Source organism: Rhizobium hidalgonense (assembly GCF_005862185.2).
GTDB lineage: Bacteria > Pseudomonadota > Alphaproteobacteria > Rhizobiales > Rhizobiaceae > Rhizobium > Rhizobium hidalgonense.
In genome coordinates, this window is record NZ_CP054028.1 from 1004199 (window position 1) to 1024158 (window position 19960).

Below are 19960 nucleotides of genomic sequence, written 5' to 3' on the forward strand. Positions count from 1 at the left end.
CGCGAGCAACCTTAAAGCAGGCGACGGTTTGGCGCGCCCTGCCGGAGGAACGACATGTCCGGACTGGCTATCCGCGAAATCAACAAGGCCTATGGGCCCATTACCGCCTTGAGCAACATTTCCCTCGATGTGGAGAATGGGAAATTCCTGTGCCTTCTGGGGCCATCCGGCTGCGGAAAATCCACACTGCTCCGGATCATCGCGGGCCTAGAGGATGCGACGAAGGGACAGATCCTTCTCGACGGGCGTGACATCACAAACGTACCCGCGCACATGCGCGATTTCGGTATGGTGTTCCAGTCGCTTGCGCTCTTTCCCCATCTCTCCGTCGGTGAGAACATCGCCTTCGCCCTGCGCATTCGCGGGGCGTCGAAGGATGTCCAGAAGGCCGAGGTGCAAAGGCTTCTTGCTCTCGTTCACCTGCCGGGCGTGGCCGACCGGTCCATCACGCAACTTTCAGGTGGCCAGCGCCAGCGTGTAGCAATCGCCCGCGCCCTGGCACTCAAACCCAAACTGTTCCTCCTCGACGAGCCAATGTCGGCGCTTGATGCCAAGCTGCGCGAGGCGATGCAGGTCGAGCTCAAGCGCCTGCAGCAGGAGCTCGGCATTACGACCTTTCTGGTCACGCATGACCAGAAGGAGGCGATGACGACCGCCGACCTGGTGGTGCTGATGTCCGGCGGCGTAATCCAGCAAGTCGCTCCGCCGCTTGAGATATACCGCAACCCGGCTAACGCCTTCGTGGCGGATTTCATCGGTGCGGCAAACCTGATCGAGGGCCGTGTCGTGTCGCCCGGGCGGGTCAGCGTCCCCGGCGGCACCGTCACCATCAGCGATGCGCCGGCGTCGGGCGCCTTCACCTTCTCTGTCCGCCCGGAAGATCTGGCACTTCACGACGAGGCCAACGACAGCAGCTTCTTCGGCCATATTGCCTTCGCGCGCCACCTAGGGTCCGGGATCGAGGTCAACGTTGCCGTCGAGGGCATGGAAAAGGACGTTGTTGTCGCCCTCCCCTCTCGGCACGAGAGCGGTCTGACAGTGGGTCGGCCCGTCCACGTTCGTGTCAACGGCGCCACCTGCGTTGTTCTGAGGTGATCCGATGAACGCTTCAAGTCCGAGAACAATTGCAGGCTATCTACCGATCATCTTACCAGCAGTGCTTTTGGTCGTGTTCTTTGTGGTGCCCTTCGGCACGATGGTCCTGACGTCGTTTCATGAGAATTCAAGCTTTGGCGCCTCTGAAACCACGTTGACGCTTGCGAACTACCAGCGCCTGCTCAGTCCCTTCTTCATGGGTTTGCTCCTAGCGACCTTCGGCTTGGCCTTCGGCGTAGCCGCCATCGCGATCGTCATCGCCTTTCCCTTCTCCTACCTGTTGGTCAATGCACCGCGGGCAACGCAGATCTGCTGGCTGATCTTCCTGCTTTCAATCCTGTCGCTGTCTGAATCGATTACCGGTTTTGCCTGGTCGACACTTTTGTCGCGCACGGCGGGGATCAGCAATTTTCTCGTCTTCATCGGGTTCATCGATAAGCCGGCCTCCTATACGCCAGGCCTCGCGGCTCTCGTGGCTGGTGTCGTCTACACTGCTTTCCCCTATGCCGTTCTCGTGCTCTATCCGATCCTGTCGCGGGTCGATCCGCATATCGAGGAAGCCGCACGAACGCTCGGCATGTCGCCACTTGGGACCTTCTTCGGCGTCGTGCTGCCCATGCAGCGCAACACCATTGTCACGACCTTTCTCATGCTGCTCGTCTTCACGCTCGGTACCTATCTGATGCCCCAGATCCTGGGCCGTCCCCAGCACTGGACCTTGTCGGTCGCCATCAGCGACCAGGCGCTTGTGCAGTCGAATATCCCCTTCGCCGCAACGCTTGCAGTGTTCCTGGTGATCGTGACGTTTCTGATCGTGATCACCGTCGTGCAATTCGGTCGCAAGGAGCGCGCATGATAAGCCAGGTCTCCCTTCGCCGCATTGCCTTCAGCCTGCTCGGCATCATAATGGCAGCGCCACTGCTCGTCGTGTTCGGCGTCTCCGTCAACGAGAAGAAGTCGCTGACCTTCCCGCCGCAGGGGTTCAATCTGGGCTGGTATGGAGATCTCTTCCGTTCGTCCGACTGGTCAGACGCCATACTCAACAGCGCGATCATCGCGGCATCCTCCGCCGCCTTCGCCGTCGTGATCGCCTTTCCGATCGCCTGGTTCATCTGGCGCTACCGGCTGGGCTGGGTAAAGGTCGTCACCACGATCGGCCTCGCTCCGTTTCTTCTGCCGCCGGTGATCACGGCGCTTGGCTTCCTGTCCTTTTGGACCCAAACCGGCCTCTATGGGCAATATTTTACCGTCATCGTCAGTCACGGCATCTTTCTCGTGTCCCTGCCGCTCGTCTCCCTGACGCTTGGTTTCAGCACCCTCGACGCAAGCCTGCCGGAAGCTGCCGCGACCATGGGTGCCGACAACCGCGTAATTCTGCGCACCGTCGTCTTTCCCTTGGTTCGGCCCTACCTGATCTCCGGCTTCGCCTTCGCCTTTGTCGTCTCCCTGAACGAATATCTGATTGCCTACATGACGGTCGGCGCCGTTCTGGAGACATTGCCGATGCGGATCTTCAACTCGCTCCGCTACGGCTACACGCCCGTTATGGCTTCCGCCTCGATCTTCTTCGTCATCCTGACCATCGTCATCTTCTCGCTGGTCGCGCGTTTTGGGGACCTCCCGAAATTGCTGGGAGCACACACAAAATGACTGCAATTCCTAAGGCATTGGCCGATGCGACGCTCTATCCCTTCTGGCTCGACAACCCGCTCGCTCCCGATAGCGAAAGACACCTCGTGGGGCGTACCGATGCGGACCTTGCCATTGTCGGCGGCGGCTTCACCGGACTCTGGGCCGCCATTCTGGCCAAACAGGCGAATCCGAGCCGGGATGTCATCATTATTGAGGCCGGCAAGGTCGGCCACGGTGCTTCCGGGAGACCGGGTGGTATCGTTTCCACCTCGGTGATGCATGGACTCTCCAACGCAAGCCGCATCTTTCCCAAAGATCTGCCAGCGCTCGAGCGACTTGGCAAGGACAACCTCGATGGCTGGACGAAGACGATCCAGGATCATGCGATCGATGCGGATTTGGAATGGTCGGGCGAGATGACGGTGGCCGTGGGCCCCTCGGGTATGAGCAAATTGCGCGAAGAGTTCGATCTCGCCAAGCGTTACGGCCACGACGTGGTTCTGATGGATCGCGAGGAAACGCGAGCGGAACTCGCTTCGCCGCTCTTCGAAGGCGCCATGTGGTCGAGAGAGCGCAGCGGAATTGTGCACCCCGCGAAGCTAGCCTGGGGGCTGAAGCGAACGGCGCTTAATCTGGGCGTGCGCATCTATGAGCACACGCCGATGACCGTTGTGGAAGACAATGGCACAATGTTGACCATCGTCACGCATGACGGCCAGATCAAATCTCCGAAGGTCCTGTTTGCTACCAACGCCTGGAATGCAGGCCACAAGAACATCAAGACGCGCATCGTGTCGGCACGAGACCGCGTTCTGGCGACCGAGCCGCTGACAGAAGAGCAACTCTCGAGGCTTGGCTGGAAGAATCGCCAAGGCGTCTACGACACTCGAACGCAGCTGAATTATATGCGGCTGACGCGCGACAACCGGATTATCTTCGGGGGTCGCGTGGGCTACTTCTTCAATAACAACCCGGACCCAGCGGACGATCGCAATATCGAGACCTATGACCGGCTCGCGGGCAACTTCTTTACCACTTTCCCCCAACTCGCAGACATCAAGTTCACCCATGCCTGGTCTGGTCCGATCGACCTCACCATGCGCCTTGCCGTGCATTTTCAGCGGTATTACGGGGGCAAAGCTATTTATGCAGGGGGCTATTCCGGTTTTGGCGTCACGGCAACGCGCTTTGGCGCGTCCATCGGACTTGACATTCTGGATGGGAAATCGGGTCCTGATCTGGACCTCGATTTCGCCCGGACTTTACCGAACTGGATCCCCCCAGAACCCTTCCGCTGGATAGGCGCGAAACTGACTATGCATGCACTCGACGATGTCGACCAGAAGGGCGGATGGCGCAAACACTGGATAAACATGGTCCATAAAATGGGGTTCCCGCTGTAATGACGACATTCTCCCTTCCGCCCAATCTGTACATCCCCTCTGCTCTTCTTGACCGTCCGGAAAGCGTGTTCATCGATGGCCGCTGGCATGCCGGGCATGGTGCAGCGTCCATTCTATCCGTCGATCCATCCACCGGCGAAACCTTCGCGACCTTCACGCCGGCCTCCGTCGAGCAGGTGGCGGAGGCGAGCAAGGCGGCTGCGCGGGCCTTCGAGGACTGGAGGCGGACGAGCGGTCGCGAGAGGTCCGGCTTTCTGCGTGCGATCGCCAAGAGGCTGAAGGAACGGAAGTCCCACCTTGTCGCCCTGCAGATACTCAACAACGGAAAGCCGCGATACGAGGCTGAAATCGATGTCGACGATGCGACCGCGACATTTGAATACTATGCCGGCCTCGCCGACCATCTGGACGCCCAGCAGGGCCAGCCCGTAGAGTTGGCAGACGGTGCGTTAACGGGCGCCACCCACTTCGAGCCGATCGGGCCGGTCGGCCTGATTGTCGCCTGGAACTTCCCGATGGTAACGACAGCATGGAAGCTGGCGCCGGCGCTGGCGGCAGGTTGCACCGCCGTCCTGAAGCCTTCGGAATTCACAACGCTGGCGGAATTGATCTATGGCGATCTGGCAGAGCAGGTCGGCCTTCCGGCCGGTGTGTTGAACATCGTGCCCGGCGGCGGCGATATCGGCGCAGCATTGTGCGCCGACAAACGCATCCGGAAGATTTCCTTCACCGGGTCGAACGCGACCGGCAGTCGGGTCATGACGGCAGCCGCTCAGCGCGTTGTTCCCGTGTCGCTCGAACTTGGTGGAAAATCCCCCATCGTTGTCCTCGGTGATGCGGATATTTCCCAGGCGGTTGAGATTGCTGCTGCGGGGATTTTCTTCAATTGCGGCCAGATGTGCTCGGCAACCTCCCGTCTCCTCGTCGCTGACACGATCGCCGACGACTTCACGGAAGCCCTTGTTGCCAAGGCCAATCAGCTTCTGGTGGCCGGTTACGAAGATCCCGGCGCGCAAATTGGACCGCTGACGACCCGTGAGCAGTTTGCCAAGGTGGCGGCCGTTCTGGAGAAGGCACGCGTCGACGGGCTGGACTGCATCGCAGGCGGCGAAGCTATCACTGGCCGGGAGGGCTTCTTCATCAAACCCTCCATCTACCGCGACGTACCCACTGACCATCCTATGTGGCGAGAAGAGATCTTCGGGCCGGTGCTCGCGATTCGTAGTTTCAGCAACACCGACGAGGCGGTCGCCCTGGCGAATGACACCGACTTCGGACTGGCCGCCACCGTCGTCGGAACCGACGGCGAGACAGCGGCGGCGGTGGCACGCCGCCTCGACGCTGGCCATGTCTGGATAAACACGCCCCAGATGATCTTCCCCAACACCGTCTGGGGTGGATTCAAGGCGAGCGGCATCGGTCGTGAACTCGGCCCATGGGGATTAGCAGCCTATCGCGGAGTCAAACACATCACCAGTGCGTCTTGAGCGCCCTTTGGCGATCAGGACGACGTCGATCCGTCGTATACCTTTGAGAGGAAACAGTGTGACCGCTTCAGCAGAAATGATCATTACCAACGGCCGCGTTCTCTCCATGAACCCGGACCAGCCAACGGCGGAAGCGATTGCGATCGCCGGCGGCCGCATTCTGGCCGTGGGCAGCGCCCGCGAGATTGCCGCCTATCGCGCTTCCGCAACTCATGTGATCGATGCAGGTGGTGCAACGGTCACGCCCGGGATGAATGAAAGCCATATCCACTTGTTCGGCGGATCGAGCGAACTCGACCAACTCTCGCTGTTCGAAGTCAAGGGATATGAGGCGATGAAGGCGGCGATACTGGCTTACGCGGCATCGAAGGCGACCGAGCGCCTACTGCTCGTCAATGGGTGCGACTACACCATTCTCGCCGAAAGCGGGGGTATGGACCGCCACGTTCTCGACTCGATTTTGGCGGACCGACCGCTGGCTGTGATGGCGCCGGACCACCACACGATCTGGGCAAACACGGTCGCATTGACAGAGGCGGGCATTCTGGAGGGCCGCACCCTTCCACCCGGCAATGAGATCGTGATGGGCGAGGACGGCCTGGCGACAGGTGAGCTACGCGAACATTATGCCTTCGACGACGTCATCGCCCTCGGCGCCAATGGCGGCCGCGATCTGCTGGGCCTCAGCACCGGCGGCGAACCCGACCCGGCGCCGAGCCCTGCGGACCGAGCTTATGACCGCGCTCTTCTGAAGCGTGGACTTCAGCACCTTGCGGCGCACGGGATCACCAGCTTCCAGAACATGGATGGCAATCGCTACCAGCTGGAGCTGCTGTCGGAAATCCAGGCCGAGGGCGGGCTGATCTGCAGGGGACGCGTTCCGTTCCATTATACCGGTGGTGACATCGTCACCCAGTTGGACAAGGCCGCGCAGATGCAGGCCGACTTCAAGGGCGAGTGGCTGAATTCCGGGACCGTCAAGATGTTCATGGATGGTGTTCTCGATTCCTACACTGCCGTCATGCACCACGATTATGCCGACCGGCCGGGTTGGCAGGGTGAGCCGCGTTTCAACCAGGCCACTTTCGAGCGCGTCTGTATCGAGGCGGACAAGCGCGGCCTGCAGCTCGCGGTCCATGCCATTGGTGATGGCGCGGTCGCCAGGACGATCGACGGATACGCTGCGACGCAGGCGAGCAATGGAAAGCGCGACAGCCGCCACCGGATCGAGCATATCGAGGTGGTGCGCGCTCCCGATCTCACCCGCATGGCGGATCTCAAGATCGTCGCTTCCATGCAGCCCACTGTTCCACCCGGGCAGATGGGCCTGCCGCTCGAACCGACGCTGTCGCGCATCGGCCGCGAGAATTGGGCGCGCTCATACGCTTGGCGTGCCATCAGGGACGCCGGAATCGACCTGATCCTCTCGACGGATTGGCCGGTCTCTCCGGTGTCGCCGATGCTGTCGATGCATTCGGCCATGACCCGTAAGCCCTGGACCGACGACCAGCCGGACAACCGGCTGACACTCATGGAGGTGCTGGATGCCTATACGGTCCGGGGCGCCTATGCCGAATTCGCCGAAAGCTGGAAAGGCCAGCTGAAACCGGGTTTCGTCGCCGACGTCGTGGTCTGGGACCACGACCTTCAGGCCATTGACCCCGCCGAGATGGACAACGTTGCGCCGCGCTACACCATCTGCGGAGGGCAGATTACCTATGCAGCGTGAGCCAAGAACCCTCGCCTGCCCTGAAATCACCGTTTGGGAAGCTTGACGAAGAGGGACGCTGATGATTGGATAAGTGGATACAAAAAGCCAGGTGTTTTGATGTCTTCTTCTGTCGCCTCATTTGGGAAGCATGCCTCCACTGCCGAGGAAGAGGCCTATCTGCATATTCAGCGAGCTCTTCGGCTTGGCCGCTACAAGCCGGGCGAACGCTTGATCCCCGAGGATATTGCGGCTGAGATCGGCATGAGCCGGATGCCGGTGCGCGAGGCATTTCGACGCCTCGCGTCAGAGGGGCTCGTGGTTCTGCGTCCCAATCGAGGCTGCATTGTCGCAGGTCTTACGGTCGATGAGCTCTATGAGATCTTCGAAATGCGTTCCGTGCTGGAAGGGCTTGCCGTCCGGTTGGCGATGCCGCGGATCGACGAAGAGGAACTCGAGGAACTCGATCGCCTTCTTGAGCGCATGGAACGCGCGGGGAACAGCGGCGGCAGCGACTGGGTGGCGCGCCATCAGGAATTTCACGGCCGCATCTGCGCGCTGAGCCGCAGACCCAAGCTCATCCACCAGATTTCGGCGCTGCATGCGGTGATCGAACCCTATATGCGCATCTGGTTCGACTATGTCGAAAAGCCTGTGTCGGCGCGCGAAGAACATGCCGCTGTGATTGCGGCCTTACGTTCCGGCAATGCGCGCCACGCAGAACTGGTGATGCAGGATCATATTCTCGGCACAGCACCAATGCTTGCCGAGTTCGTGACTCCGAGCCGGTGATCAACACCGGCCGGACAGGAATGCCTCGAGCCGGCGACAGACCGGATGCAGGCGACGGGAACAGCTAGATCAGCCTATGAAAGGGGAACCACATGAAAATTCATCGCCTGGCCGCGGTCGCGGCCGTACTCGGTATGCTCGGCTTTGGCCAGCCCACGTTGGCGCAGGACGCGCCAAAGGCCATAACAATTGCGACCGAGGGCGCTTATGCGCCATGGAACTTCACGAATGCCGACGGCAAGCTCGACGGTTTGGAGATCGACCTCGCCAACGATCTCTGCGCACGGATGAAAGTCGAGTGCACGATCATCGCGCAGGATTGGGATGGCCTCATCCCGTCGCTGAAGGTCGGCAAATTCGACGTCATCATGGCCGGCATGTTCATTACGAAGAAGCGGCTGGAAACCATCGACTTTACGCAACCTTATGCCGTCGATCCCGGTAGTTTCGCCGTCGCGAAGGACAGTGAACTGGGCAAACTGGGTCTTTCCGGCGAAAAGTTCAATCTGGACGACGAGGCTGCATCCATGGCCGCAATCGAGAAGCTGAAACCGCTGCTGAAGGGCAAGGTTGTCGGCGTCCAGGCGGCAACGGCAATGCTTGAATTCGTGAAGAAATATTTCGGCGACACGGTGGAGATCCGTGAATACAAGACCACCGAGCAGCATGACCTCGATCTGGCGGCCGGCCGCATCGACGCGCTGTTCGCGCAGCAAACGGCGCTTGCGACAACGCTCGCAAAGCCCGAATTCGCCGATTACACCGTTGCGGGACCCGGCTTCGTGGGTGGCCTGTTTGGCCTCGGAACTGGTGCCGGTCTGCGCAAGGAAGACACCAAGCTCAAGGACATGCTGAACAAAGCCATCGACGAGGCGATCGCCGACGGCACCATCAAGCGCATCTCGGAGAAGTGGGTGAAGACGGATGTAACGCCGGTTAAGTAGGCGCGGGCGGACCTGCCCGGCAGATCGGCGCGAGCCGTTGCGCCGGGCAGCGCGCTGAAAGGCTTTTGAATCACATGACCTATATCTTGCATTTCCTCGGCTTCGGACAGGGCGGCTGGGGCGCCGCCCTGCTTGTCGCATCCGGTGTCACGCTTGCCCTATCCGTTCTCGGCTTTCTCCTTGGTGCCGTATTCGGCGCGCTCTCCGCGGGCGGCAGGCTATCGCGGCGTCTTGTTCCGGCGGGACTTGCCAAGGCCTATGGCACGGTGTTCCGGGGGATTCCCGATCTGCTGACGATCTATCTGCTTTACTACGGTGGCAGCATCGCCCTCACGCAGATTGGCAAGTTCTTTGGCAGCGCCGGCTTCGTCGGCCTGCCCACCTTTGCGACAGGCGTCCTGGCGATTGGCATCATATCCGGCGCCTATCAGGGAGAGGTCTATCGCGGCGCCTACCAGGCTGTGGATCTCGGCCAGTTCGACGCCTGCAAGGCGCTTGGCCTGTCCGGGTTTCAATCGCTGCGCCTCGTCGTCGTGCCGCAGTTGATGCGTCATGCCCTACCGGGGCTCGGCAATGTCTGGCAGTTGGTGCTGAAGGACTCGGCCTTGATCTCGGTGATCGGACTGGTCGAGCTGATGCGCCAGGCGCAGATCGGCGCAGGTTCGACGCGAGAGCCGTTCATCTTCTATATTGCGGCGGCCGGGCTCTATTTCGTCATCGCCGTCGTGACCGCCTCGGTCTTCCGCTATGGCGAGGCCCGGGCTTGGCGGGGCATGGTCCACGCATGATCGACCTCGCGTTCTTTCTTGAAATCATCCCTGCCCTGCTCGCCGGCCTGCCGCTTACCCTGCAGCTTGCCGCGTCCTCGATCAGCATCGGCTTCATCATGGCGCTGCTGTTGGCGCTTGCCCAGCAAGGCAATCACCGGTTCGTGGTTTGGCCCATCCGCGCCTTCGTCGCGGTCTTTCGCGGTACGCCTCTACTGGTGCAGATCTTCCTCATCTATTATGGCCTCGGCCAGTTTCGGCTAACGCTCCAGGCGATCGGGCTCTGGTGGCTGTTCCGCGAGCCCTATTGGTGCGCCATCATTGCGCTCAGCCTCAATACAGCCGCCTATGGAAGCGAGATCCTGCGCGGCGCGATACAGGGTGTGCCGCGCGGCCTTGTCGAGGCTGCTACAGCTTCCGGCATGTCACGGTACCTCACGTTGCGTCTCGTCGTCCTGCCGTTGGCCCTGCGCCAGGCGATCCCGAGCTACAGCAACGAGATCATCCTGATGGTCAAGGGGACGTCGCTTGCATCGATTATTACGCTCGTGGAAGTCACCGGCATCGCCCAAGGGCTGATTTCGCAGACCTATCGTGCCGTCGAGGTCTTCGTCACAGCCGGCGCCATCTATCTCACCCTCAACTTTACAATCATCTCGGCGCTCAATGCGATCGAAGCCTGGCTTACGCCTTACCGGGCGCGGGCCTGAGTCATACCAACAATGGCAAGGAGAATGAACCAAATGCGCAACTTCGAGAAGCCGACACGGTCTGTTGCAGTCTCGCGGAATACCATGGCGGCGACGTCGCATCCTTCAGCAACGCTTGCGGCACTGCAGATCATGGAGGCTGGCGGCAATGCCATGGATGCCGCGATTGCCGCCTGCGCGGTGCAATGCGTCGTAGAACCGGGCTCGACTGGCATCGGCGGTGATTGTTTCGTGCTCTATGCAGCCAACGGATCGGACAAGGTTATCGCTTATAACGGCTCGGGGCGTACGCCTGCGGCGTTGACAGCGGGCTGGTTCGAAGAGCGCGGATTGACGGCGGTTCCACGCCAGTCGCCGGCAGCAGTAACGATCCCGGGAGCGATCGATGCCTGGACACGTCTCCACGCCGATCACGGTCGGCTTCCCCTCGGCGACGTGCTGGCACCGGCTATCCGCTTTGCCGAGGAAGGGTACGCGATCACGCCCCGCGTTCATCGCGACTGGTCAATCGAGGAAAACGTGCTGGCCGCCGACCCGACGGCAGCACGGATTTTCCTCCCAGGCGGGCGTGCGCCTGCCATCGGCGAGGTGCATCGACAGCCGGAACTGGCGGAAACGCTAAAGCGCATTGCTGCAGGGGGTCGTGCGGCATTCTACGAAGGTCCGATTGCCCAGGACATGGTGTCATATTTGAATTCGCTCGGCGGGCTCCACACGATGGAGGACTTCGCCAATGCGCGTGGTGAATACGTGACCCCGGTCACCACCGATTTTCGCGGCTATACCATCCACGAATGCCCGCCGAACGGCCAGGGCATCATCGCGCTCCTGATCCTCAACATCCTCAGCCGCTTCGACGCTAAGGGCGACCCGCAATCGCCGGATCGGCTGCATATCGAGATCGAGGCGACGCGCCTCGCCTATGCTGCCCGTGATGCCTGGATCGCCGATCCGGACAAGGCGGATGTCCCGGTAGACGAGCTACTCTCGGACGCGCTGGCCGACAGGCTCGCGGCAATGATCGACCTGGAGAGGGCGCTGATCGACCTGCCGCCGTTCGAAATGCCACTTCACCGAGACACCGTCTATATCTCGGTCGTCGACCGCGACCGCAATGCCGTAAGCTTCATCAACTCGATCTTCGACAGTTTCGGCACTGGCCTCGTCGCCCCACGCTCCGGCGTCATATTGCACAATCGCGGCCAAAGCTTCTCGCTCAAACCTGGCCACCCGAACCGTGTCGGACCCGCGAAGCGCCCGCTGCACACGATCATCCCAGGCATGGTGACGCGTGACGGCCGGGTGGAGATGCCGTTCGGCGTAATGGGCGGCTACTATCAGGCACTCGGCCATGCCCACCTGATCTCCAAGGTCCTCGATTACGGCATGGACATGCAGGAGGCAATCGATCTGCCACGCGTGATGCCGACATCCGATGGAACACGTGTGGAGGCCGAGCACACGATTGATGGCGCGATCAAAGCCGAGCTCGAACGGCGGGGCTTTACCTTCTCGCCCGCAGAAGACCCAATCGGCGGCGCGCAAGCGATCCGAATCGACTGGGAGAATGGCACCCTGACCGGCGCATCGGAGTCGCGGAAAGACGGAATTGCGCTTGGAATTTAGACGTTACCGTCCCGGCGCGGATGGAATAGGCTCAGGCTAAAGAAGGAAAAAGGTATGGCGCGTGCAATTCTCGTGATTGATGTTCAGAAAGTCTATACCGACCCAACTTCGCCCTTGCACTGCGCAGGCAATGCCGAAGTGATTTCCAACATTAATGCTATCATATCAGCGGCTGCGGCCGCGGGTGATCTCGTCGTTCATATCCGCCACGTCCATCGCGCCGATGGCTCGGATGCCGGCCGCATGTTCGATTTCACCGGCGAGACCGGCGAGCTTGGATTCGCCGCTGGCACCGAAGAGGTCGAGGACGACCCGCGGCTCAAGATTCCCGCCGGTGTCGTGACGATCAGCAAGCAACGCTATTCCAGCTTCGTCGGCACGGGCCTCGACCGAATGCTGCGGGAACGGTCGATAGACCGGATCGTCGTGACCGGGTTCATGACCAACTTCTGCTGCGAGGCCACGGCGAGGCACGGCCACGATCTCGACTTCTTCGTCGATTTCCTCCTCGATGCGACCGGATGCCCCGACCTGTCGGAAACGGCGACGCAGGAGGCAATTAAGGCAGGCACAACCGCGACACTGTCCGCGGGCTTCGCAAGAGTCATGACCACAGCGGAATCGCTTGCCGCACGAGAAATCTAACCAACTAGCAGGAAGTGCGGTCGGTCGGCCACGCCGTCGAAGTCCGAAACTCATATCCACGTCAGAAAAGGTCATAATCAAATGCATGCTTGGCCAACCCGGCCTTTCCATCGCTCCCCTGGTATTTGGCGGCAATGTTTTCGGCTGGAACGTCGATGAGCAGACAGGATTTCGTCTGCTCGATGCCTTTGTCGATCACGGTTTCAACGCCATCGACACGGCGATACCGCGCTCCGGCACGAATGCGTCGCAGAAGCCTCGAACAGGCTCAAGCGAATCCGGCACCAGCCGTGCAGCGTTGAAGTCAACCGCAAAAGCGAGGTCCGTATGCTAACATCTTCTGCTTTGCCGATAACAATTCTGACGGAAGTGCTCATCATGCCTGAGGCGACCATTCGGATCAGGCATTTTGAACAGGCTGTTGTTATAAACCGCCTTTGCGCCCTAAACCACGGCGGATGCGACGGCGCCGGTCGTGGAGTCGGCTGCAATTGTCGTGGGCGCCGCTGGGTTGAGCAGCGGTCGCTGAAAGCAAGTCGAAATTTTTTCCAACGACACTCTTGAAACCGACATTTCCGGAAACCAAATCGTTTGCCGCCAACCGCTGACGACAGGGCTGGCCTTGCTGGGAGCGCCGACTTTCGGCGCTTCCGTACCCATGTTGCTTCAAGGAGGATATGGCTATGGCAACATCTTACGACTACGCACCGCTGTTCCGGTCGAGCGTCGGCTTCGACCGGGTCTTCAATCTTCTCGAGAACGCCCAGCGCGCCCGCTCAATCAGCGATTGGCCACCCTATGACATTGTCAAGACCGGCGATGATAGTTACCGGATCTCGATTGCGGTGGCCGGGTTCGCCGAGAACGATCTCGACATCACCTACCAGTCCAATCTGCTGACAGTGACCGGCAAGAAGCCGGAAGCTCCTGCGGACGGCTACCTACACCGCGGCATTGCCGCCCGGCCGTTCGAGCACCGGTTCGAGCTTGCCGATCATGTCCGCGTCGACGGAGCCGATTTGCGCAACGGCCTCCTCTCGATCGATCTGGTTCGCGAGATTCCCGAGGCATTAAAGCCGCGGAAAATCTCCATCCAAAGTGCGGCGGCACTGAGGTCCGAAGCGACGCCTCAGATCGAAGCGCAGAAAGCGGCTTAATCCACGCCGTCCACTGAAAAGGGCGCCGTTGCGACGGCACCCATCGACATCCGGGTTCAGGAAGGAGAGAGCGATGTCCGATATGTTCAGAGAGCCTATATCCATTCTTGTCGGTCTTGGTTTTCCGGCAAAAGTGCGTTCAGTGATGGACGCCTACCGACATCTGAGCGAATGGCCGGCGGCGCAGAGAGACACCGCGCATTCCATAGCGCTCAAAGCATGCGGCGCTGCGTTGCGGGGTGAAATCGAAGCAGAAACCGCGCGTGGCCTGTTCGCCGCTTTTGCCGAAAAACACGATCTGCTGGCACCAGATGTCGACGCCATCGGACTCTCCCGTCTGCGGCGCGACAGGGACCCTCACGTGCGTTGAGGTGTACCGATGATTGCCGTGGTGCAGGAGATCATCAACAGCGCTGTCACAACGGGACCGACAGTCCTCATGCCGCAAGGGCTGAATTTTCGGCGGCCAATGGATGTGGTGAATGCGCCTGCGATTTCAGCCGACGACAAGCGAGCAATCCTCGCGGCATGGGCATCGGACTTTTACGCGCTCGATTCAAGACCGGCGTTGCGTCATATTCCAGGAACGCCCGAGCCCGTTTCGATCGATGACGTTTGCTCTGCGCTTGAGGAACTCGACCGGCGCTACGAAATCTGATGGGGCCGCGTACCTACGCGGCCCGTTTCGCCTTTGTGAGCCGTTTGATTGCCGGTTGAAATCATGGCGAAGCCTGCTATGTTCTCTTTTTGTTTCGGCATGAATAGCCGATGCCATCGCCATCGCTGAAGCCGCCATGAACGATATGAACTCGACCCGCGTCCGAAAAATCGTTCATGTGGACATGGATGCGTTTTATGCGTCGGTTGAGCAGCGCGATAATCCGGAATTGCGCGGCAAACCGATTGCCGTCGGCGGATCGGCCGCCCGCGGCGTGGTGGCAGCAGCGAGCTACGAGGCGCGCGTATTCGGCGTCCACTCGGCGATGCCATCGGTGACTGCGAAGAGAAAGTGTCCGGAGCTGATCTTCGTGCCGCCGCGCTTCGACGTCTATAAGGCGGTGTCGCAGCAGATCCTCCAGATCTTCGCCGAATATACATCGATGATCGAGCCGCTGTCGCTCGACGAAGCCTATCTCGACGTGACGCAGAATCTCAAAGGCATGGAGATCGCCACCGAAATCGCGACGGAAATCCGGGCCAGGATCAAGCAGGTGACCGGGCTCAATGCCTCGGCCGGGATTTCCTACAACAAGTTCCTCGCCAAGATGGCCAGCGACCTGAACAAGCCGAACGGCCAGGCGGTGATCACGCCGAAGAACGGGCCGGCCTTCGTCGAGGCCCTGCCCGTCAAGAAATTCCATGGCGTTGGACCGGCTACGGCCGAGAAGATGCATCGGCTCGGCATCGATAACGGTGCCGACCTCAAGGCGAAGACGCTCGAGTTCCTCGTCGAACATTTCGGGAAGTCGGGACCGTATTTCCATGGCATTGCCCGCGGCATCGACGAGCGCCAGGTCAAGCCGAACCGGGTGCGCAAATCCGTCGGCGCGGAAGATACCTTCTCGCAGGACGTCCACGCTTATGAGCCGGCCCGCGAAGGGCTTCGGCCGCTGATCGAAAAGGTGTGGGGTTATTGCGAGGCCAATGAAATCGGCGCCAAGACGGTGACTTTAAAAGTAAAATATGCCGACTTCACGCAGATCACCCGCAGCAAGACGGTTGTAGTACCCCTGCCGGCAATCACCGATCTCGAGGATATAATCGGCGTGCTGCTCGCGCCGATCTTCCCGCCGCGCAAGGGCATCCGTCTGCTCGGCGTCACCCTGTCCTCGCTGGAACGGCGAGCACCTGTCGCGGAGCCGCAGTTGCGGTTAGCCCTCTAGACCGCCAGCATCGGCGGAGCGCCGGCCCGCGTGGTGCTTCACTCGGAACGTCCCTGCCAACAGGGGCCGGAGGATTTCGGGCCGGGCCGTTGAGCACCGCCATCTGCCGATCGTGGAACGGCGCGATGTCAACATTCGCCCCGACCGTCAGGATGGCATAGGCCCTTCCGACCAGTTCTCATTCGCGTGCCGCCAGATTCCCAAAAAAGAACCGGTCGCTATTGGCAAGCGAAAAACTGGACTTCTTGTGGCGAAACTCCGAAGCCGGCACCAGGAAGCGGTGGGGCGAAACGCTCACGCTTTTATCCGGACGATGTTCTCGGCACGCAGTCCGCCATCGCGGGGGCGCAACTGCCAAGGCAGTTCCACCATCTCCACATCTTCGTCACGCGTTCGACGATGATGCGGCGCTCATCGAGGTGCATCGGACTGGAAAACCGTCGCTTTCATAACGGATGAAACATATCAAGAACAAATTCGTTGGACAAATCTGATGATCGTGCCAATGATGGAAAGCTGTTTAATCTCCTTGAATGCGCGTCGGTGAGACCGAACTTCAGATGGCCATGCGACACGCTCGAGATGGAGCCGCAATCCTCGGCGCCAAACCACGCTAATCACAAGGTTGGCCGCTTGCGGCCTGCCGACAAAGAACGCCGCGGATCTGCTCGTCCTGCTGGAGAGCGTGCAATCCAAGCACATATTGCATCTGACGCGGCTCAGCTGCGAGGATGAGATTTCATTCGAAGGAAAGAGCAATGTGCAATGACTATCGGCTGATGGTGGATGTCGCCTCGGTTGTCGAGGAGTTCGCCGACCTGAAGATCAATATCCGCTCCGGCGAAGGGACGCCGAACCTCCAGGCTCGAGAGGACATCAAGATCACCGATTTCGGTCCTATCGTCCGGACGATCGAGGGAGCCCAGGACGAGGCCGAGCTCGTGCAGCGGCGCTGGAGCTGGCCGGGGCCGAACAAGCGGCCGGTCTACAATTTTCGATCGGAAGGTCGGGAGTTCACGTCCAATCGCTGTCTTATCGTCGCCGATGGCTTCTATGAGTTCACAGATTCCAAGGATCCGAAAAAGAAGCGCAAGGACAAGTGGCTGTTCACCAAGAATGACGAGCCGATCTTCTGCGTAGCCGGCATCTGGCGCGACACGCCGGAGGTGGGCCAAGCCTTCACCATGCTAACGATGGAGCCGGGACCGGACATTGCGCCATACCATGACCGTCAGATTGTCATTCTGGAACGCGACGCATGGCGAGCGTGGCTCGATCCAGCGGTCTCCGCCAGATCGTTGATCAAGCCCCTCCCCCTGGGAAGCCTTTCTGTGGAGCAGGTCGGCTGAGCGAGAACAGCGCGAATGCGACGATCGTGCGCGCGCAGCGCCTCCACCATGCGCTCAGCTTCGCCGACTTGCCGAGATTGGAAACGCTCCCGCCGCGTTTGGAGACGCGGAACAGTTTAACAGATTTGAAGTTGACTACTCGAGATCAAGCCCGATCTCGTACGGAGGAGTGTAAAATGCCATCTACAAGCGGATCACAGTCAAAAGGCGGCTCGAAGTCGGGCGCCAGCAGCAAAAGCGCGTCGGAAAAGAGTTCAAGCTCCTCTGGCAAGCAGGGCGGCAGCCATGAGCAGCATGTAAAGGCAGGCGAGCAGAGCCACAAGAATACTAAGTAGACCGTTCGGCCTCTTTGAGGCTCTCTTGCGAGCAGGTTTCAGGCGCGGGGTCGATCCGCGCCTGACCGCGTTAGACGAAGTATCGTGGTCGCCTGTCTGACGATTGCAACCAGTCAGTGAGCCGCACAGAGGTTGACTACCGAAGTGCATGGCTGTCTCACAAATTCCGCACGCCCCAGTGTGCTTACGCCGCGAGAGCGCATTGTTCCCGAACGCCAGAACACTCTGACCTATCTATTCCTGCCGCACGAACCCATCTTGAGCAGATTTTTCGTAGGCTCCAAACGAGCGGTGAGTGTTACTGCGGCCCAACGTTAGCACTAAATGTGCCATCTTTGAGCGAACAACAACATCAGCGTCGTCAAGACGTGGAATTCGGGCTGACAACGGGAACTCTCAGACGATCTAAAAGTTAGCGGTAGACAAACCAAGGAGACCTCGATGAACCGCCTTACTATCGTCTCGCTTGCTCTCTCGCTTGCCGTTCCCGCCTTCGCACAATCGGCAGCCGAAAAAACCGGCGTCAATTCCCTAATCGGCGTCCCGCCAAAAACCGAGGATTTCGTCAAGGAGGCAGCCACCAGCGATATGTTTGAAATTGCCTCCAGCAAGCTTGCCGTCGAGCGCGGCGACGATGCGACCAAGGCGTTCGCCCAGCAAATGGTCACCGACCACCAGAAGACCACCGACGAGCTCAAGGCGCTGGTGTCCGGCGGCAAGGTCAAAGCCACGCTTCCGAGCGCAATGACGTCCGATCAGCAGAGCATGCTCGACAAGCTGAACGGCCTGCAGGGGGACGACTTCAACAAGCAATATCACTCAGACCAGGAAGCTGCCCACGAAGACGCGGTCGATCTGTTCAAGCGCTATGGCGACGAAGGGGACAACCCGGAGCTGAAGGCATGGGCTGCAAGTACGCGACCTGCTCTGGAGCATCATCTGCAGATGGCGAACGAGCTCAACAAATAGGTCAGATGGGGCTTCGGTGTTTTCGACTCTTGAACGCCGGTTCGCCGCCAGTCGGAATCGAAAAACCCAATCTCGAAGAACACCGTCTGGCGGTACCTGTATCGGAGCCTCGATGCACTTACATCGGTTCAACTTTCATTGCCGGCAAGCCTGCTAAAGTGAAATCGGGACCATCATGAGGATCGCTCTCTGGATAACCGCGATCTTATGCGCTGCCTCCTTAGGGACTGCGGTGGCGTGGGTCATGACAGCTCCCGCGCCAATTTTCTCCGCGAACGATCCCCGGCTGGCGGGAGTTGGAGATGCCGGGCGAGGCAAGGATGTTTTTGCCGCCGGAGACTGTGCTTCATGCCATGCAACGCCCGGACAACCTGATCGCCTTCGACTGGGTGGTGGGTTGGCGCTGGCTTCGCCATTTGGGACATTTCGACCGCCAAATATCTCGTCGGACCCGACCGACGGGATCGGGAACTGGGATGTCGCGGATCTGGGAAACGCGCTTATTGCTGGGGTATCTCCAGACGGCAAGCACTATTATCCGGCATTCCCGTATGCAAGCTACACCGGAATGACCGTCGCAGACATCAAGGATCTCTATGCCTACCTCAAGTCGCTTCCTGCGGTGACCGGACGCGCGCCACCCCACCATCCAACAATCCTCTTCGCAGTCCGCCGCTCGATTGGCTTCTGGAAAATTCTATTCTTCCGAGAAGGGGCGTCGAACGCAAACCTCACGGGTGATGCCGTTCACGATCGGGGTGGGTATCTCGTCGAAACGCTCTCTCACTGCGCCGAATGCCATTCCACCCGAAATATGCTCGGTGCAATAAAATCCGATACTCGTTTTGCCGGTGGTCCCGAGCAACAAGGGACCGGGTACATACCAAATATTACTCCCGCTGGAATTGGCCGCTGGTCGGAGGCGGAGATCGAAGAGATGCTGACGACCGGCAATACGCCGACACATGGGCGCGTGGGATCGTCCATGGCCGATGTCGTCATCAACACCAAGAGCCTTCCCGAAAGCGACCGAAAAGCGATAGCTCGCTATATCAAGTCGCTCGCGCCAAGGCTCACGCCGCACCCTTAGCGATCTCAATTCGTGTAAAGATAGGCGGCAAGATCTTTGGCCTCCGTGGAATTTATCCCAGTCGCCGGCATCGCGGTACGTGGCGAAAACTCTTGCGGTGAAACAATCCAGCGTTCGAGATTGTCCGCCGTATTCGGCAGCACGCCGGCAATATAGACCCGCCCCGACAGACCGGACAACGCAGGCCCGACCAGTCCATCGGCACCCGGCACTCCGGGAATGGTATGGCAGCCCGTGCAACCGTATCGGCGAAATATCATGGGCGATCGCTCAGGATCCCCGCCAGTCATCGAAATTGCACTTTGATACCGGATGCTGCGGCTACTGAGATATTGCGTCGTTAAAAATCCGGTCGCCATCGAGACGAG

20 protein-coding genes and 2 pseudogenes are annotated in these 19960 nt (G+C 60.0%); 20 read left to right on the forward strand and 2 right to left on the reverse strand.

Annotated elements, in window-relative coordinates; genetic code table 11:
- Window positions 1-54: 54 nt before the first annotated feature.
- The 17 genes and pseudogenes from FFM81_RS25930 to dinB all read left to right on the forward strand — a co-directional run bounded on the left by FFM81_RS25930 (window position 55) and on the right by dinB (window position 15849).
- Window positions 55-1095 (forward strand): ABC transporter ATP-binding protein, encoded by a 1041-nt coding sequence (locus FFM81_RS25930; RefSeq protein WP_138386175.1) that lies wholly within the window; start codon window positions 55-57, stop codon window positions 1093-1095.
- Between the two features lie 4 nt (window positions 1096-1099).
- On the forward strand, window positions 1100-1951 hold the full coding sequence (locus tag FFM81_RS25935) for an ABC transporter permease (protein WP_138386176.1): 852 nt from the start codon (window positions 1100-1102) through the stop codon (window positions 1949-1951).
- Window positions 1948-2745, forward strand: coding sequence for an ABC transporter permease (locus FFM81_RS25940; RefSeq protein WP_138386177.1), 798 nt, complete (start codon window positions 1948-1950; stop codon window positions 2743-2745). Before FFM81_RS25935 ends, FFM81_RS25940 begins: the two co-directional genes overlap by 4 nt.
- Window positions 2742-4130, forward strand: a complete 1389-nt coding sequence (locus tag FFM81_RS25945; protein WP_138386178.1) for an NAD(P)/FAD-dependent oxidoreductase — start codon at window positions 2742-2744, stop codon at window positions 4128-4130. The genes FFM81_RS25940 and FFM81_RS25945 overlap by 4 nt, the downstream gene beginning before the upstream one ends.
- Window positions 4130-5617 (forward strand): aldehyde dehydrogenase family protein, encoded by a 1488-nt coding sequence (locus FFM81_RS25950; RefSeq protein WP_138386179.1) that lies wholly within the window; start codon window positions 4130-4132, stop codon window positions 5615-5617. Before FFM81_RS25945 ends, FFM81_RS25950 begins: the two co-directional genes overlap by 1 nt.
- Window positions 5618-5675: 58 nt before the next feature.
- A complete protein-coding gene (locus FFM81_RS25955) occupies window positions 5676-7346 on the forward strand; it encodes an amidohydrolase (protein WP_343073720.1) in 1671 nt (556 codons plus the stop codon).
- Window positions 7347-7445: 99 nt separating this feature from the next.
- Window positions 7446-8117 carry a GntR family transcriptional regulator gene (locus FFM81_RS25960; RefSeq protein WP_138386180.1) on the forward strand — a complete coding sequence of 224 codons (672 nt, stop codon included), beginning with the start codon at window positions 7446-7448 and terminating at the stop codon, window positions 8115-8117.
- 92 nt (window positions 8118-8209) lie between these two features.
- Complete coding sequence (locus FFM81_RS25965) at window positions 8210-9061, forward strand: transporter substrate-binding domain-containing protein (RefSeq protein WP_138386181.1); 852 nt, start codon at window positions 8210-8212, stop codon at window positions 9059-9061.
- Window positions 9062-9135: 74 nt separating this feature from the next.
- Window positions 9136-9849: an ABC transporter permease gene (locus FFM81_RS25970; protein WP_097535927.1), complete on the forward strand. Its 714-nt coding sequence runs from the start codon at window positions 9136-9138 to the stop codon at window positions 9847-9849.
- Window positions 9846-10538 carry an ABC transporter permease gene (locus FFM81_RS25975; protein WP_138386182.1) on the forward strand — a complete coding sequence of 231 codons (693 nt, stop codon included), beginning with the start codon at window positions 9846-9848 and terminating at the stop codon, window positions 10536-10538. The genes FFM81_RS25970 and FFM81_RS25975 overlap by 4 nt, the downstream gene beginning before the upstream one ends.
- A 33-nt stretch (window positions 10539-10571) precedes the next feature.
- Complete coding sequence (ggt, locus tag FFM81_RS25980; RefSeq protein WP_138386183.1) at window positions 10572-12164, forward strand: gamma-glutamyltransferase; 1593 nt, start codon at window positions 10572-10574, stop codon at window positions 12162-12164.
- Between the two features lie 54 nt (window positions 12165-12218).
- The gene (locus tag FFM81_RS25985; protein WP_138386184.1) at window positions 12219-12809 is read left to right on the forward strand and encodes a cysteine hydrolase family protein; all 591 of its coding nucleotides are present in this window, start codon (window positions 12219-12221) and stop codon (window positions 12807-12809) included.
- 85 nt (window positions 12810-12894) lie between these two features.
- Window positions 12895-13032: pseudogene (locus FFM81_RS25990) on the forward strand (aldo/keto reductase); the annotation flags it as partial.
- A gap of 460 nt (window positions 13033-13492) precedes the next feature.
- Window positions 13493-13966 carry an Hsp20 family protein gene (locus FFM81_RS25995; protein ID WP_138386186.1) on the forward strand — a complete coding sequence of 158 codons (474 nt, stop codon included), beginning with the start codon at window positions 13493-13495 and terminating at the stop codon, window positions 13964-13966.
- 73 nt (window positions 13967-14039) lie between these two features.
- Entirely contained in the window at window positions 14040-14336 is a 297-nt protein-coding gene (locus FFM81_RS26000; protein WP_138386187.1) for a DUF982 domain-containing protein, read from the forward strand.
- Between the two features lie 9 nt (window positions 14337-14345).
- Window positions 14346-14624, forward strand: a complete 279-nt coding sequence (locus FFM81_RS26005) for a hypothetical protein (RefSeq protein ID WP_138386188.1) — start codon at window positions 14346-14348, stop codon at window positions 14622-14624.
- Window positions 14625-14760: 136 nt separating this feature from the next.
- Window positions 14761-15849 (forward strand): DNA polymerase IV, encoded by a 1089-nt coding sequence (gene dinB, locus FFM81_RS26010; RefSeq protein ID WP_138386189.1) that lies wholly within the window; start codon window positions 14761-14763, stop codon window positions 15847-15849.
- Here dinB and FFM81_RS33350 read toward each other — a convergent pair.
- Window positions 15846-16299: pseudogene (locus FFM81_RS33350) on the reverse strand (SOS response-associated peptidase family protein). The gene dinB and the pseudogene FFM81_RS33350 overlap by 4 nt on opposite strands.
- A 308-nt stretch (window positions 16300-16607) precedes the next feature.
- Between FFM81_RS33350 and FFM81_RS26015 the strand changes: the two are divergent.
- The 3 genes from FFM81_RS26015 to FFM81_RS26025 all read left to right on the forward strand — a co-directional run bounded on the left by FFM81_RS26015 (window position 16608) and on the right by FFM81_RS26025 (window position 19592).
- Entirely contained in the window at window positions 16608-17198 is a 591-nt protein-coding gene (locus tag FFM81_RS26015; RefSeq protein WP_138386190.1) for an SOS response-associated peptidase, read from the forward strand.
- 776 nt (window positions 17199-17974) lie between these two features.
- Complete coding sequence (locus FFM81_RS26020) at window positions 17975-18502, forward strand: DUF4142 domain-containing protein (protein ID WP_138386191.1); 528 nt, start codon at window positions 17975-17977, stop codon at window positions 18500-18502.
- A gap of 244 nt (window positions 18503-18746) precedes the next feature.
- Entirely contained in the window at window positions 18747-19592 is an 846-nt protein-coding gene (locus FFM81_RS26025) for a c-type cytochrome (protein ID WP_246401253.1), read from the forward strand.
- Between the two features lie 5 nt (window positions 19593-19597).
- Here the strand turns inward: FFM81_RS26025 and FFM81_RS26030 are convergent, their stop codons facing one another.
- Window positions 19598-19951 (reverse strand): c-type cytochrome, encoded by a 354-nt coding sequence (locus FFM81_RS26030; RefSeq protein WP_173883883.1) that lies wholly within the window; start codon window positions 19949-19951, stop codon window positions 19598-19600.
- Window positions 19952-19960 lie beyond the last annotated feature (9 nt).